11 protein-coding genes are annotated in these 13,766 nt (G+C 60.0%); 4 read left to right on the forward strand and 7 right to left on the reverse strand.

Annotated features, from left to right (window positions below; translation table 11 throughout):
• Position 1: 1 nt before the first annotated feature.
• The 5 genes from NQF87_RS05965 to NQF87_RS05985 all read right to left on the reverse strand — a co-directional run bounded on the left by NQF87_RS05965 (position 2) and on the right by NQF87_RS05985 (position 6,008).
• Complete coding sequence (locus tag NQF87_RS05965; RefSeq protein ID WP_266127600.1) at positions 2–805, reverse strand: ABC transporter ATP-binding protein; 804 nt, start codon at positions 803–805, stop codon at positions 2–4.
• Positions 806–837: 32 nt separating this feature from the next.
• On the reverse strand, positions 838–1,623 hold the full coding sequence (locus NQF87_RS05970; RefSeq protein WP_407652018.1) for an MlaE family ABC transporter permease: 786 nt from the start codon (positions 1,621–1,623) through the stop codon (positions 838–840).
• Between the two features lie 25 nt (positions 1,624–1,648).
• Positions 1,649–2,779 (reverse strand): hypothetical protein, encoded by a 1,131-nt coding sequence (locus NQF87_RS05975; RefSeq protein WP_266127503.1) that lies wholly within the window; start codon positions 2,777–2,779, stop codon positions 1,649–1,651.
• A gap of 136 nt (positions 2,780–2,915) precedes the next feature.
• Positions 2,916–4,262 carry a UDP-glucose dehydrogenase family protein gene (locus tag NQF87_RS05980; RefSeq protein ID WP_266127504.1) on the reverse strand — a complete coding sequence of 449 codons (1,347 nt, stop codon included), beginning with the start codon at positions 4,260–4,262 and terminating at the stop codon, positions 2,916–2,918.
• Positions 4,263–4,361: 99 nt separating this feature from the next.
• Complete coding sequence (locus tag NQF87_RS05985) at positions 4,362–6,008, reverse strand: hypothetical protein (RefSeq protein WP_266127505.1); 1,647 nt, start codon at positions 6,006–6,008, stop codon at positions 4,362–4,364.
• 344 nt (positions 6,009–6,352) lie between these two features.
• Between NQF87_RS05985 and pstS the strand changes: the two genes are divergently transcribed.
• Positions 6,353–7,357, forward strand: a complete 1,005-nt coding sequence (gene pstS / locus NQF87_RS05990) for a phosphate ABC transporter substrate-binding protein PstS (RefSeq protein ID WP_266127602.1) — start codon at positions 6,353–6,355, stop codon at positions 7,355–7,357.
• Here the strand turns inward: pstS and NQF87_RS05995 are convergent.
• Positions 7,308–7,856 (reverse strand): DUF2721 domain-containing protein, encoded by a 549-nt coding sequence (locus NQF87_RS05995; protein ID WP_266127603.1) that lies wholly within the window; start codon positions 7,854–7,856, stop codon positions 7,308–7,310. The two genes, pstS and NQF87_RS05995, sit on opposite strands and share 50 nt — an antisense overlap.
• A 187-nt stretch (positions 7,857–8,043) precedes the next feature.
• Here NQF87_RS05995 and NQF87_RS06000 point away from each other — a divergent pair, with 187 nt between their 5' ends.
• Both NQF87_RS06000 and NQF87_RS06005 read left to right on the forward strand, forming a co-directional pair.
• Positions 8,044–8,856, forward strand: coding sequence for a creatininase family protein (locus NQF87_RS06000; RefSeq protein WP_407652021.1), 813 nt, complete (start codon positions 8,044–8,046; stop codon positions 8,854–8,856).
• Positions 8,853–10,139, forward strand: coding sequence for a YncE family protein (locus tag NQF87_RS06005; protein ID WP_266127506.1), 1,287 nt, complete (start codon positions 8,853–8,855; stop codon positions 10,137–10,139). Before NQF87_RS06000 ends, NQF87_RS06005 begins: the two co-directional genes overlap by 4 nt.
• A 194-nt stretch (positions 10,140–10,333) precedes the next feature.
• Here the strand turns inward: NQF87_RS06005 and NQF87_RS06010 are convergent, their stop codons facing one another.
• Positions 10,334–10,951, reverse strand: a complete 618-nt coding sequence (locus NQF87_RS06010; RefSeq protein WP_266127507.1) for an RDD family protein — start codon at positions 10,949–10,951, stop codon at positions 10,334–10,336.
• Positions 10,952–11,112: 161 nt separating this feature from the next.
• Here NQF87_RS06010 and NQF87_RS06015 point away from each other — a divergent pair, with 161 nt between their 5' ends.
• Entirely contained in the window at positions 11,113–13,335 is a 2,223-nt protein-coding gene (locus tag NQF87_RS06015; protein ID WP_266127508.1) for a protein-disulfide reductase DsbD family protein, read from the forward strand.
• Positions 13,336–13,766: the final 431 nt, after the last annotated feature.

Genomic DNA, 13,766 nt, shown 5'->3' on the forward strand with positions numbered 1-13,766 from the left:
GTCAGTGCCCTGCCGGAGAGCCGGCTGTCATGCTGCTGGTGGGGATGGGGCCTTCCCGCCGCCCGTGGGTGAACTGGTCCACGATCGGGTTGCCACTGTCCATCAGCGTGCTGGCCGGTCCCTGCCAGATGATCTTCCCACCGTAGAGCATGGCGGCATGATCGCCGATGCGTGTGGCAGATGTCATGTCGTGCGTGATGGTCAGGGCCGTGGACCCCAGCCAGGTGACACAGTCACTGATGAGGCCGTCAATCACGGCGGACATGATGGGGTCCAGCCCGGTGGTGGGTTCATCAAAGAAGAGAATGTCCGGCTGTCCGGCCAGTGCACGGGCCAGGCCGACACGCTTCTGCATCCCGCCGGAGAGTTCCGCCGGGTTGAGCGGAGCCACATGTGCCCCCAGCCCGACCTGGGACAGGAGATGCAGGGCCTCCTGCTCCTGTTCCGCCCGGTTTTTTCTGTTTTTTCCCTTGGCCCGGAGGCCGAACAGGATGTTGTCCAGCACGCTCATGCTGTCGAACAGGGCAGCGTTCTGGAAGAGCATGCCGATCCGTTTCAGCAGGGTTTCACGGCGGCTGCGGCTGGTCTCCAGAATGTTTTCACCGTCAATTTCAATGATCCCTTCATCGGGTTCGATCAGCCCGAGGATGCAGCGCAGCAGCAGGGACTTTCCGTTACCTGACCCCCCAATGATGACCGTGGATTTTCCGGCAGGAATGTCCAGATCAATGCCATTCAGGATTGTCCGGTCTCCAAAGGATTTTTTCAGGCCACGGATGCGGAGGCGGGGCTGCTGGTCGGTCATCATGTCCTGCCGGGAAGAGGGTGAAACTGTCATCATGCGGTGAAGAAGAGGTCCGTCAGCAGGTAATCGAAGGCGAGGATCAGGATGGAGGATGCCACGACAGTGGCCGTGGCGGAGCGGCCGACGCCTTCGGCACCGCCCCGGCTGTGATAGCCTTCATAACAGCCCAGCAGGGTGATGAGAAAGCCGAAGACAGCTGCCTTGAGCAGCCCGACCAGCACGTCATGGCTGTGCAGGGACGCATAGGTGGTGTGGATGTAGAGGGCAGGGCTGAAGCCCAGTTTGCCCACAGCCACGATGAAACCGCCCGCCACACCCAGAATGTCCGCAATCAGGACGAGGAAGGGGAGGGCCAGGATTCCGGCGATGAGGCGGGGCGTGACCAGATATTTGATGGGGTCCGTCGCCAGTGTGCTGAGGGCATCAATCTGGTCCGTCACCCGCATGGCCCCGATCTGGGCGGCGATGGCGGCACCGATGCGTCCGGCTACCATCAGTCCGGCCAGAACGGGGCCGAGTTCCTTCGTGATGGACATGACCACGATGCTGCCGACGGCATTCTGTGCGTGGAAGTGACTGAAGCCGCTATAGGACTGAAGGGCAATGACGGCCCCGGAGAAAATGGCCGTCAGGGCAACGACAGGGAGGGAGAGGAAGCCAATCTCAATCAGGCAGGAGAGAACGATCTGCCCGTAGAGGGGCAGCCGCAGGGCACCGGCCAGTCCTCGCAGGGCGAACAGGCTGAGGGCACCCGCATGATGGAGGCCCCCCAGTACGCCACGGCCAAGGAGAATGAAGGGAAGGGTTAAAGCTCTCACACGGTCTGCCTTTGTTCTCTGACGGTCACTGTGATGTCCGGTTCTGTGGGGCTGCGGGGGCGGTTCCTGATGGGGGGATGGTTTTTGCGGGCGGGTTCACGGCCGGTGGCGTCGGGCTGCTGACCGTCGGCTGGGTCTGCTGCGGAGCCTGTGGCAGGATTCTGGGCACTGGCGCAGCTGGTGGCTGTACTGCATGGGCCGAAGTTGTCGGAACTGCCGGTATGGTGGCCGCTGGTCTGGCAGTTGATGAGCCGGGCGTCGTGGGGGCCTGTTTGGGGATATGCGGCACGACAGGGTTGCTCAGCCCCTGGGCCTGGCCGTCCGGCTGAGGTGTCTGAGCCGGTGTCTGCACGGCTGGTTTTTCCGGGGCGGGTTCCGGAGGGGAGGCATGGGTGATGTGCTTTGTTCCACCATCCTGAACACTGCCTGTCACCTTGTTGAGCGTGACCCCGGCACCGTCATTTGTGGTGATGGTGGCGTTGTTGACGGTGGCCATGACGGTGGCTTCAGCCTGATGGGACACGTTCAGCGTCAGACTGTCGATCTGTCCATCAGTGATGGAAAGCTGGCTGTTGTCCGACATCTGGGCGGAGAAGGCGGAGAGGAGGGCCGTATCCACGTCCAGCCGGGCAGCTCCCGTGGCATTGAGCTGGGCCGCCCGGTTCAGCTGGTGAATATGGGCCTGCGTCGTGCCGGAGATGGACATGTCCAGTGATTCCACACGTTCGATCTGGAGGGAGGCATCATCCAGATTGCTCTCCAGCGTGGTGAGTGTACCGCTAATGGTGATGTGGGCCTGCGGGCTGTCATGCAGGGTCAGGGCCGTATCGCTGGAAAGACGGATGACCAGCCGTCCGCCCTTGGGGCAGTTATGGAGGGAGAGACGCAGATGGCTCTCCGTTCCGTCACGGGTCGTCTGGATGTCCGGCGTGAGGCCGAACGCTTCCTCCACCACCAGACTGTCCTTCAGGCCGGGTTCGGCCCTGATCTGCACCTGTGCGCAGGGCACGCTGAGGTCCAGATCGTCGGCGTGGAGAATGCTGCGGGATTCAGCGGCCAGGGTGCTTTCTGCCATCAGGCTGCTGCCGAGCACGGCCCCCAGGCAGACATGCCTGAGGAACAGGGGAAGACAGGTCCGGACGTTACGCATGCTCACACAGGGACTCCCGAATACAAGAGATGGCAGGGCAACCCCGCCAGCAGGAAGGACATAGGACAGATACTGTCCACCTGTCACATTTCATGTTCTTGCTACCATTATAGGCAGGCTGATGATGTGAAGATAGTCCGCTTTATGGGCAGTGATATGGCCGTGACGGGCCTATACCCAGGCAGTGATAGTCAAAGCCTGCTTTCTGCCAGTCTTCTGCCTGCCATATCTGACGGCAGTCGAGTATCCGTCGCCCTTTCATGTGTGCAGCCAGCCGGGTGGGGGTCAGGGCGGCGAAGTCGGGCCACTCCGTCAGGACCAGCAGCATGTCCGCTCCTTCGGCCGCGTGGAGGGGGCTGTCTGCGTACAGGATGCCATCCGGCAGCAGGCAACGGGCCGTGTCCATTCCCTGAGGGTCGTAAACACGCAGGGCTGCTCCGGCCTCGTGCAGGAGGGGCAGGATGGTCAGGGAGGGAGCCTGCCGCATGTCATCCGTATGGGCCTTGAAGGTCAACCCCAGTACGGCAATGGTACAGTCCGTGATGCTGCCACCGGCAAGGGTGAGGATGCGTTCGGCAAGGCGACGTTTGCGGGCTTCATTGGCAGCGATGGTGGTTTCCACGAGCTGGGTGGGGGTTCCTGCCAGGCGGGCGGATGTTGCCAGTGCCTGCGTATCCTTGGGGAAGCAGGAACCACCATAGCCCGGCCCCGGTGTGAGAAAATGGGGGCCAATGCGGGGGTCCAGGCCCATGCCACGGGTCACGTCGGTGATCTGTCCGCCAGTGGCCTCGCAGAGATCGGCCATCTCATTGGCGAAGGTGACCTTCATGGCCAGGAAGGCATTGGCGGCATATTTGGTGAGTTCCGCACTTTCCAGTCCCATGAAGATGAGACGGCTTTCCGGTCCGTTCAGGGGTGCATAGAGGGTTTCCAGAAGAGTGCGGGCGGGGGATGATGCATCGGTCGTTTCTTCCAGCCCGATGATGACACGGTCCGGCTGGATGAAGTCGGTGATGGCGTGGCCTTCCCGCAGGAATTCAGGGTTGGAGGCGATATGGAAGGTCAGGTCAGGCCGGGCCTGCCGGACGATGGCCGCAACCTGCCGCCCGGTGCCGACCGGGACGGTGGATTTCGTGACGATCAGCAGATTGTCAGGTGCATGGGCGGCAATGGCCCGTGCAGCAGCGTAGACATAACTTAAATCAGCATGGCCGCTGCCCCGACGTGTGGGTGTGCCCACGGCGATGAAGACGGCACGGCTCTTCTGGAGGGCGGATGCCAGATCATCAGAAAAGGCCAGACGCCCTGCCTGCCGCTGCCGGGCGATCAGTTCATCCAGCCCAGGTTCATAGAGGGGAATGTCTCCGGCCTCCAGGCGGTCCAGCCGTGCCGGGTCATGTTCAATGACAGTCACCTCCGTCCCGAAGGCCGCCAGACATGCCCCCGATACCAGCCCGACATAACCGCCGCCAATCATGGTGATGTGCATGGGGTCTCCTTCAGGCTGGTACGACTACGAGGATAGACAGGAATCACCCTGTTTCTGTCAGGTACGGGCTGTACTGGCCAGGGAAATTTGAGGTTACCCTCAGTTGAAAGGCTGGTAGCGGAGAGACATCAGGATCATGTCGGCATCGCTTCTGGGTCTGCCGCCGAGACCGGAGAAGGCCTGCACATGGGTGTGGGAATACTGTCCGCCCACCAGCAGGGTGCCGTAGTCCCCTTTGGCCGCCGTATACCAGAAGCCGCCGGTGGCCTGTGCCACCGTGCGGATATTGCCGGAAGCGGCGCAGTTGGTGGCAAGTTCGGTGAAGCAGCCCCGCATGTCGAAGTTGCGGTTGCCATAGCCATAATGGTTGCCATCTTCATCAAAGGAGCGGCGGCTGAGGACGGTTTCTGCCCCTGCGTAAGAATAGAGTTTCAGGTTCCTGAGGGGGTTGCCATAGAGGCCCACCAGCAGGTTGGCTTCCGGCAGGGGGGTGACGGCACCATTACGCCCATAGGTATAATCCGGCATGTTTGACGTGCCGTAGCGGCCCAGCCCCGTGCCCACGAGGCCGGAAGCCTGAAAGTAAAGTTTCCTGTCTATGAGCGGCAGGACCATGCCGCCCCCGCCGCCCCCGGCGATGCGGGTATGGTTGCTTCCTTCATCCAGTGTACTCGTCCGGTCCCGGAAGAAGCGCATAACACCCGTGAGTTCGTAATGGCCCCAGCCTGGGTCCGCTGCGATTTTGGCAATGAGGTCCGGTGCCGGGTCCGTCGTGTAATAGGTGGAAGGGTTGTTGACGTTTGTGCCTGTCAGCCGGTCTGTCGTGGTGCAGTGATTGGCGGCGTTGGAGCAGGGCGACACGCCTGCCGGAACGGCACTGGGATTCTCGATGGACAGACCGGCGGCATAGCGTTCCTCTTTGCCGAAGGTCTTGACGACACGGAACTGGGAGTTGCGTGTCCAGTTGAAGCCGGGGACATACTGGGCCTCGATGACCATGGGGGTCTGTTCGTCACGGGCCAGCATGCCCTTGTTGAAGAGCGTGATCAGGGACCAGCTCTGCCCGCCAAGCAGGTACCAGCCATCATCCCGGTCTTTTAGCTCGCCATAGACGACACGGGCACGCAGGACATAGGAGTTTGACTGGCGGGAGTTGGAGGATGAGCCTGCCCCCTGAAAGTCGGTTTCCACATAGGCATCCGCTTCCAGTTTTCTGGTCAGCATCCCTTCCGCCAGCAGGGCAAGGCGGCTCTGCCGTTCGGTCTGGTGGAATTCGCTCATGTGGGAGGCGGGCTGGTTGTGCCAGGGGATGCCATTATAGGCACTGGCAATGTCGGCCGCACTGTTGCGGGACCGCCAGACACCTGCGGCTTCCAGATACCCGCCCAGTGTCAGGCGGACACCGCCGACCTGGAGCTGCCCCCGCCGCATGGGGCTGTAGAGGTCCGGATGAGCGGGCGGAATGGCGGTCAGTTCACCGTAAGGGGTGCTGGCCGTGCGGGAAGGTGACAGGATCGTGTCACCAAGGCCGAAGACATCATCATTCTTTCCGGCCTGTGAGTGTGTGGCGGTTCCGTAGCCTCCGGCAGGGGACTGGCCCAGAAGTCTGGCTCTGGAGGCATAGGGGTCAGCTTCGATGAGTTCCCGCTGGCGGGCGAGTTCGGCCCTGACACGTCGATTCTCGGCTGCCTGTTTCCGTTTCATCACGTCAAGCTGGGCCTGCATGGCGTGTATCTGCTTTTCCATCAGGGCGATGGCATCATTCGAGCCGGCAGCATGGGCAGAGGATGTGAAGACTGGTGAAATATATGACAGGAACGTTACTGTCATAAAACTGTAATAAAAAGTCGATATAGTATGTTTTATTCCAGAGTTCACGAGTTTTTCCTCTGTTTAATGGTCATAATTCTGCCTATTTACCCAATTTCTTCCATTTAAAAAGTCCTATCCTGCTTTTTTCTCATATTTTTATTGCCTGGGGCTTCCGTGCAGCTATAACGGCAGACAGGTGAATCATTGTGTGTGCCGAGGGATTTATGCGTCCGACAGATCAGCCTCTTTCCCGCTGGGGAAATTGCAGAAGAGCCTTCATGGTGGTGCTGTCCGTTTCGTCAGCGTTCATGGGGGTGGCCCGGGCCGGGGATGTGGAGATTACGGGTGCAGGCTCCAGTTTTGCGGCCCCCGTCTATCAGAGCTGGAGCGTTCCGGCCGGGGAGCAGGCAGGATTGCAGGTGAATTACCAGACGGTCGGGTCCAGTGCGGGGCAGGATCAGGTTGTGGCCCGGACGGTGGATTTCGGGGCCTCTGACAAGCCCATGAGTGCTGCCCGTCTGGCCGAGGCGCATCTCTACCAGTTCCCGACTGTCATGAGCGGCGTGGTGCTGGTGGTCAATCTGCCCGGTATCGAGGCCGGTGCGCTGCGGCTGGATGGCCCGACACTGGCGGCCCTGTATGATGGCCGCATCACGGACTGGAACGACCCACGCATACAGGCCCTCAATCCCGGGGTGAAGCTGCCGGATATGGGGGTCGTGGCTGTGCATCGTGCCGATGGTGCCGGGACGACCTATGTGTTCACCTCCTATCTGTCCCGGACGTCACCGGAGTGGAATGAGACAGTCGGGGCCGGAACACTCGTGGAGTGGGCCGGTGGTGCCGGTGCCCGTGGCAATGATGGCATTGCCGCCCTTGTCCGCCAGACGGAAGGGAGCATCGGGTATGTGGAATATGCCTATGCGGCTCAGAACCATCTTGGCATCGTGCAGATGAAGAATCATGACGGACACTATGTTCTTCCATCCCTGAAAGGGTTCGTTGCTGCAGCATCCGCTGCGGCGTGGAAGGCGGAGAATCATTTTGCCGTCAATCTGCTGGACCAGCCCGGTGAAGACAGCTGGCCCATCGTGTCAGCCACCTATGTGCTGGTGCCTGAGGATGGGATGACCCGGCCCGAAGGACAGGGCGTGAAGCGTTTCTTTAGCTGGGGCTTTGCACACGGGGCGGAGATCAATGCCCGGCTGGGCTATGTGGGGCTTCCCGCCTCCGTCAGCGGGGCTGTTTTGCGTGGCTGGCCTTCGAGCGCAGCAGGGCGGTAAGCAGGGAGACCTGCCCTTCATGCCGCAGGCCGTGCCAGCTCAGGAGCGTATCAGCTAGAAAGGCCAGCAGGGCGGCCACGGTGCAGCCCAGGGCGGTGCCGAAGAGGGCCAGCAGCCAGAGGGATGTCGTGGCATCGCCCAGTGAGCCGACAAAGAGGGCGATGGCGGCACCGCAGGTCATGGCTCCGCCCAGCCCGTTGAGGATGATGGCGAGGTCCAGCACGACGATGCGGCGTGTCAGGCGTTTCTGCCGTGTTTTCAGCCTCTGTGGGGTGTCGTAGCTGTAATGGTGGTCCTGTTCGGAAGGGGGAGCCGCCAGCAGACGGTTGACGTTGTCCAGATGGTCCGAGACACGGGCCAGCCTCGTATTGAATATGTTGATCAGCGTCCCGATGCCGGAAAGCATGAAAACAGGCGTGAGGGCCATCTGGATGATGTGGGCGGCGTCGTCAATATTGCCCATCTGTGTCAGAAAGGGCAGATTGTTCAGAAGGGGCATGATGGGGTCGGGAATGGTTGTGCGCTGCGGCATTATGCTGGATGCGGCCCGTTCAGACCGTGTGGTCCTGTGAGGCGGAATTGGGACGATAATGCACAAGGGAGGCCGGATGAGCAACAGGACTGTTAGGGACGGGACAGGCTCTCCGCATTCCGGGTGGCTCCGGTGGCTGGCCGTGCTGGCCTTCATGACCGGTTCGATGGCAGCGGCCACGGCGGAAGACATGGCCGGAGTGGCTCCTGCCTGTCCGCCTGCGGCCCGTCAGGTGGAGCTGGCCTGCCAGTGCTGGACCGAGATTGATGAAGCCCTGAAGGCGGGGACCAGGACGGTCATTCTGCCCGTCGGCGGGACGGAACAGAGCGGGCCTTACATGGCCGTGGGCAAGCATAATGTCCGTGCCCACGTGCTGGCGGATGAGATTGCCCGCAGGCTGGGCCACACGCTGGTGGCTCCGGTCCTGACCTATGTACCGGAAGGGTCAACCCATCCACGGACAGGGCACATGCGTTTTGCAGGGACGCTCTCTATTCCCCCCGCAGTTTTTGCGGGACTGGTGGAAGGAGCAGCAGAGAGCCTGAGGGCACAGGGTTTCACCACCATCGTGTTTCTGGGCGATCATGGCGGGTATCAGAGCCAGCTGGCAGGGCTGGCGGCAAAACTGGACAGGCGATGGGCGAAAGAAAGGACGACGAAGGTCCTTTTTGTCGGGGCCTATTATGATGTCATAGCCGGGAGCTATGCGGACCATCTGCGCCAGCAGGGCTATGGTGTGGCTTTGGGGAAACATGCCGACATAAGCGATACCTCCCTCATGCTGGCGGTTGATCCGTCCCTTGTGCGGGCGGGGCTTCTGAGGCAGGCTGAGAAACTAGATTCTGCCGATGGTGTCTATGGTGGTGACCCGCGGCAGGCAACGGCTGAACTTGGTCGGGCAGGTGTGGCCATGCAGGTACAGGCTGCCGTTGAGGCCATTTCGTCTTTTAACAGGAGACGCCCATGAGGCTTAAAGTTTCTTTTCTGGCAATGGGGGTCCTGCTGGCCGCAGGTGCGGCACAGGCCCAGCAGACAGCCAACCATCCGGACCCGCAGGATGAACCCATCGTTGCTGATGCCCCCAAGCCGTTTCCGGGTGGGGACCCTTCAGTAACGACCAGCGGGGCGGTGCCCGCTGCTCCTTCCGCTGCCGTGACGGAACAGTCGCTTGTCGTGCAGACCATTCCCGGAATGCCGCCCGTGACGGACATCCATAATATCTACAGCGAGGCCAGCGGGCCTGAGAAGCTGTCTCCTGTCGTGGCGCATGATCTGGAGCGTGTCTATGTGCCCAACCTGCGTGGCAACAGCGTTTCGGTGATTGATCCGAAGACCTACAAGGTTGTGGACACGTTCCCTGTCGGGCGGTCGCCCCAGCATGTCGTTCCCTCATGGGACCTGCGGACCCTGTGGGTGACAAACAACAGTGAAGGCCACACGGATGGCTCCCTGACACCGATTGACCCGGTGACGGGCAAGCCCGGCAAGGCCATTCCGGTGGATGACCCGTACAACATGTATTTCACCCCGGATGGGCAGAATGCCATCGTGGTGGCGGAGGCCCATCGCCGTCTTGATTTCCGTGATCCGCACAGCATGGAACTGAAAGGGTCCGTCGAGGCTCCGCTCTGTGAGGGGATCAATCATGCGGCCTTCTCTGTGGATGGGCGCTATGCGATCTTCACCTGTGAGTTCGGGCGGTATCTGGCCAAGGTGGATACGGTCAACCGTCAGCTTCTGGGGATGCTGAAGCTCTCCAAGGGCGGGATGCCGCAGGATGTTCTGGCTGCCCCCGATGGGCACAAGTTCTATGTGGCCGACATGCATGCTGATGGCGTGTTCATCATTGATGGTGACAGCTTCAAGGAGACGGGCTTCATCCCCACGGGTCTGGGGACACACGGGCTGTATCCGAGCCGTGATGCCAGGCTGCTTTATGTGGCCAATCGTGGGTCGCACATGGTGCATGGACCACGCCATAGCAAAGGGAGTGTCTCTGTCGTGGATGTTGCGACGGATAAGGTGCTGAAGACGTGGCCGATCCCCGGTGGTGGCAGCCCGGACATGGGCAATGTCAGTGCGGATGGCAGAACGCTCTGGCTCTCCGGTCGGTTTGATGATGTCGTCTATGCCATTGATACGCAGACCGGTGACATGAAGCAGATTCCTGTCGGGGCGGAGCCTCATGGTCTGACTGTCTGGCCCCAGCCGGGCCGGTACAGCATTGGCCATACGGGCATCATGCGCTGAACTGTCCTGTTACAGGCTGTTTCTGGAGATAAAGGGGGCTTTGGCCCCCTTTTTTCATGTCTGGCCTTGGGGGAGGTGAGAGAGCTACTTCGTATGATTATTTTATCCAGTGGGGATAAGTTTGTTTGGAACAGATGGATAAATTCCATTTGTTTGGATTGAATGGATGGTGAGAGCTTAAATCCGTTCTTCGTCTATAGCAGATGGCTGATGGTCCTGTGCAGCAGGAAGCGGCCTGCGGCCATGGAGGTGGCAGCGGACATGACCAGCCACAAGAGAGTCATGAGGACGGTCCGCTGGCGGCTGCCTTTCAGGGACAGGACGACCGTTCCTTCTTCATGATCCCAGAACGTCGTGCCGGTCCGCCTGTAGCGTATGTAGTGGAAAATTTCGGCCACGGGGGGCAGGAGATAGATGCCTCCCATGAAACAGCCGACATAGATGAGATAGTTGCGATGGAGGCAGGTGGGGAGGTCGAGCGTCCGGCCATCCTCACGGAAGGGCTTGATGCCGAGAAGATGTTTGCCAAGCGTGTTGCTGAAGCGGGCGCAGATGAGGGCATCCAGCAGCATGGAGAGGGGGAAGACGAAAAAGAGATCAATGCCTGTATTGATGAGAAGGCCCGGTGTCACGCCGTAGGTCGGGCCGTTCAGGGCGGCCAAGCGGGGGAACAGGCGTTCCAGGGCGTGGAAGAGGTTGTAAATGGGCAGGGAGAGAAGAAAGCTGTACAGGACCAGATCAATATTGCGGGCCACCATGCGGGTCCAGAGACCTGCCTTGTGCGGGGGCGGAGAAGGAGGGTGATCCGTCATCAGGAGTGCCTTGGAGCTGGTGTGAAGAACAGGGGCGTCATTCCGGAGGGCGATTATGACGTCAGGACGTGTCCGTGGCCAGTCTTATGGGAATGTGGATGATGGGGTATGGTGTGCCCGCAGTGACATGGGGTTCAGCAGGAATGGGCATGGGAGGTCTGATGAGACGGTGTACTGGTGTGATGGTGGGAGCTGTTCTTTCCGCAATGGTCGGGGGGACGGCCGTGATGTCGTCTCCGGTTCAGGCGGCGGAGAGTGCGCCTGTCGAGACCAGCCATACACGGGCCACGCTCGTCAGCACCGTGGATGCTGTCGGGGAGGGGCAGAAGACCCTGCGTGTCGGGCTGAGGCTTCAGCTGAAGCCCGGCTGGCATACATACTGGCAGAATCCCGGTGATGCGGGAGAGGCTCCCCATGTGCATGTCACGCTGGGTGGTGTCCGGACGGGCGAAGCGGAGCAGGTGGAATGGCCCGTTCCGGAGCGTGTGTCGGAAGGCGGGCTGATGGCCTATGCCTATCAGGGAGATGTGCTGCTGCCCGTGCGGGTCTCCATGCAGGGGCAGGGAACTGGGGATGTGACGGTTACGGTCAGGGCGGACTGGCTGGTCTGTGCTGATGTCTGTGTGCCTGAAAAGGGTGAGTTTGCCCTGACAGTGCCCGCAGGGTCTCACGCTTCCGCCCCGGAGGCGACGGAGGCAGTCCTGTTCCGTCGTGCCGATGCCGCGATGCCACAGCCGTCCCCTTTCACGGCGGAGATCAGTTCCGGGGGTGTGCTGTCACTGCGGGGAGCCGGACTTTCATCCGACACGGTCCGGCAGGCCTGGTTTCTGCCGCAGGAAGGGAGTGTGATTGCCCAGAACGTGCCGCAGGCACTGTCCGTGAATGCAGGGCAGATGACCCTCCAGCTGAAGCCGGATTCCTATGCTCACCCGCCCTTCTGGCAGAAGCCTCTGGCTGGTGTTGTTGTGCTGGTGGATGGAGCGGGCAGTCAGTCCGCCCTGCAGATCACGGCTGCACCGGTTTCCGGCGGAGGGCAGCCGGTCCAGTCCGTTCCGGACATGAAACAGGAAACAGCGCAGGGGCTGTGGGGCAATCTGCTTTCGGCCTTTCTGGGGGGTGTCATCCTCAATCTCATGCCCTGCGTCTTTCCGGTTCTGGCGATGAAGCTCCTGTCCTTTGCCCATATGGGCGGGGCGGGATGGCGCACGCGGTGGCGGAGTGCCGCTTTGTACAGTGCAGGCATCATGGGCTGTTTCGTCATTCTTGGAGCCGTGATGATGGCCCTGCGTTATGGCGGGGCAGCCGTGGGGTGGGGATTCCAGTTCCAGTCTTCCGCCTTTGTGGTGGGGGTTGGCTGGCTGCTTTTTATCATGGCTCTCAATCTTCTGGGTGTGTTCCAGATTACGGGAGGGCGTCTGGTGGGACGGGCCGGGCAGATGGCTGCAGGACATGGTCCGGCCAGTGACCTGCTGGCAGGCCTGCTGGCGGTGATCGTGGCCACGCCCTGCACGGCCCCATTTATGGGGGTGGCCATTGCGGCGGCTCTGGGCGGGCCTGTCTGGGCCGGACTGCTGGTGTTTCTGGTCATGGGGCTGGGGCTGGCGGCTCCCTACTGTGTGCTGGCTCTTGTGCCGGGTCTGGCGCAGCGTCTGCCCCGTCCAGGCGCCTGGATGGAACGTCTGAAACAGCTTCTGGCGTTTCCCCTGCTGGCCAGCTGTGTGTGGCTGCTTTGGGTTGCGGTGCTGCAGCGTGGTGGCGATGCTGTCCTGCTGATGGCTGGAGGGGCCGTCCTTCTGGGCTTTGCGGGCTGGCTGTACGGGCTTGCCCAGCAGCGTGCCATGCTGGGTGAAGTATCCCGGATGGTCATGATCTGTCGGCTTCTGGCCGTGCTGTGTGTTCTGGCCTGTCTCGTCGGGCTGGGGCAGGCCGTGAGGACCGGGGATGGAGCTGCCCCATCTTCTGGCAGGGTGGTACGGGCCGACCCTCTGGTGGAACCCTTTTCCGGGGAGAGGCTGGCCGCCCTGCGGGCGGCGGGTCGCCCTGTCTTTGTGGACATGACAGCGTCATGGTGCGTGACCTGCATGGTCAATGAACATGTGGCACTGGATGTTCCGTCCGTCCGGGAGGCCTTCCGTCAGCATGGGGTGGTCATATTGCGGGGGGACTGGACCCGGCGGGATGAGCGGATCACCGCCTTCCTGAGAACACATGGTCGTGATGGCGTGCCCTTTTATCTTTATTATCCGCCGCAGGGGAAGGAGCAGATATTGCCGCAGGTATTAACGGCTGGTTGCATATTGGGGCTTTTTAATAGGCGATCGACAGGCAAGGAATTTTATAATTATTATGATTGGTTAAAATATTATTTGGCAGTGATAAATTAAAAAAATTTCTCTTATTAGTGACATACACAAATAAATAATATTTAAAATGATGTCTTAAGTTTTGAAATTATAAAATATATTGATATTAGATCATAATTAACATCAATATTTTAAATTTTTTTAATGTTAAGTTTGCGGTAAAGATTCTGAAGAATATTATGGCACATGCTTGTATATCTGATTAATTTTTAAATATAAATCACTATTATTATAATAATGATACTATGTTTATTTATCAATAGTGGGATCTCTGATGAAATAAGATGGCAAGGGTTGCCGATATATGATTTCAAGGTGTATTTTATGAAAAATTTCTCCAAACTAAATTGTAGTGATGGAGTATAAGAAAACTGCTGATGGAAGGAAGGTGATAGCCTTTTGGGTATGGCTTTCATCATCGTCACTGGAGCAGTGGCTAGATATCTTTGATT

It is taken from the genome of Bombella dulcis, assembly GCF_026385505.1.
Classification (GTDB): Bacteria; Pseudomonadota; Alphaproteobacteria; order Acetobacterales; family Acetobacteraceae; genus Bombella; species Bombella dulcis.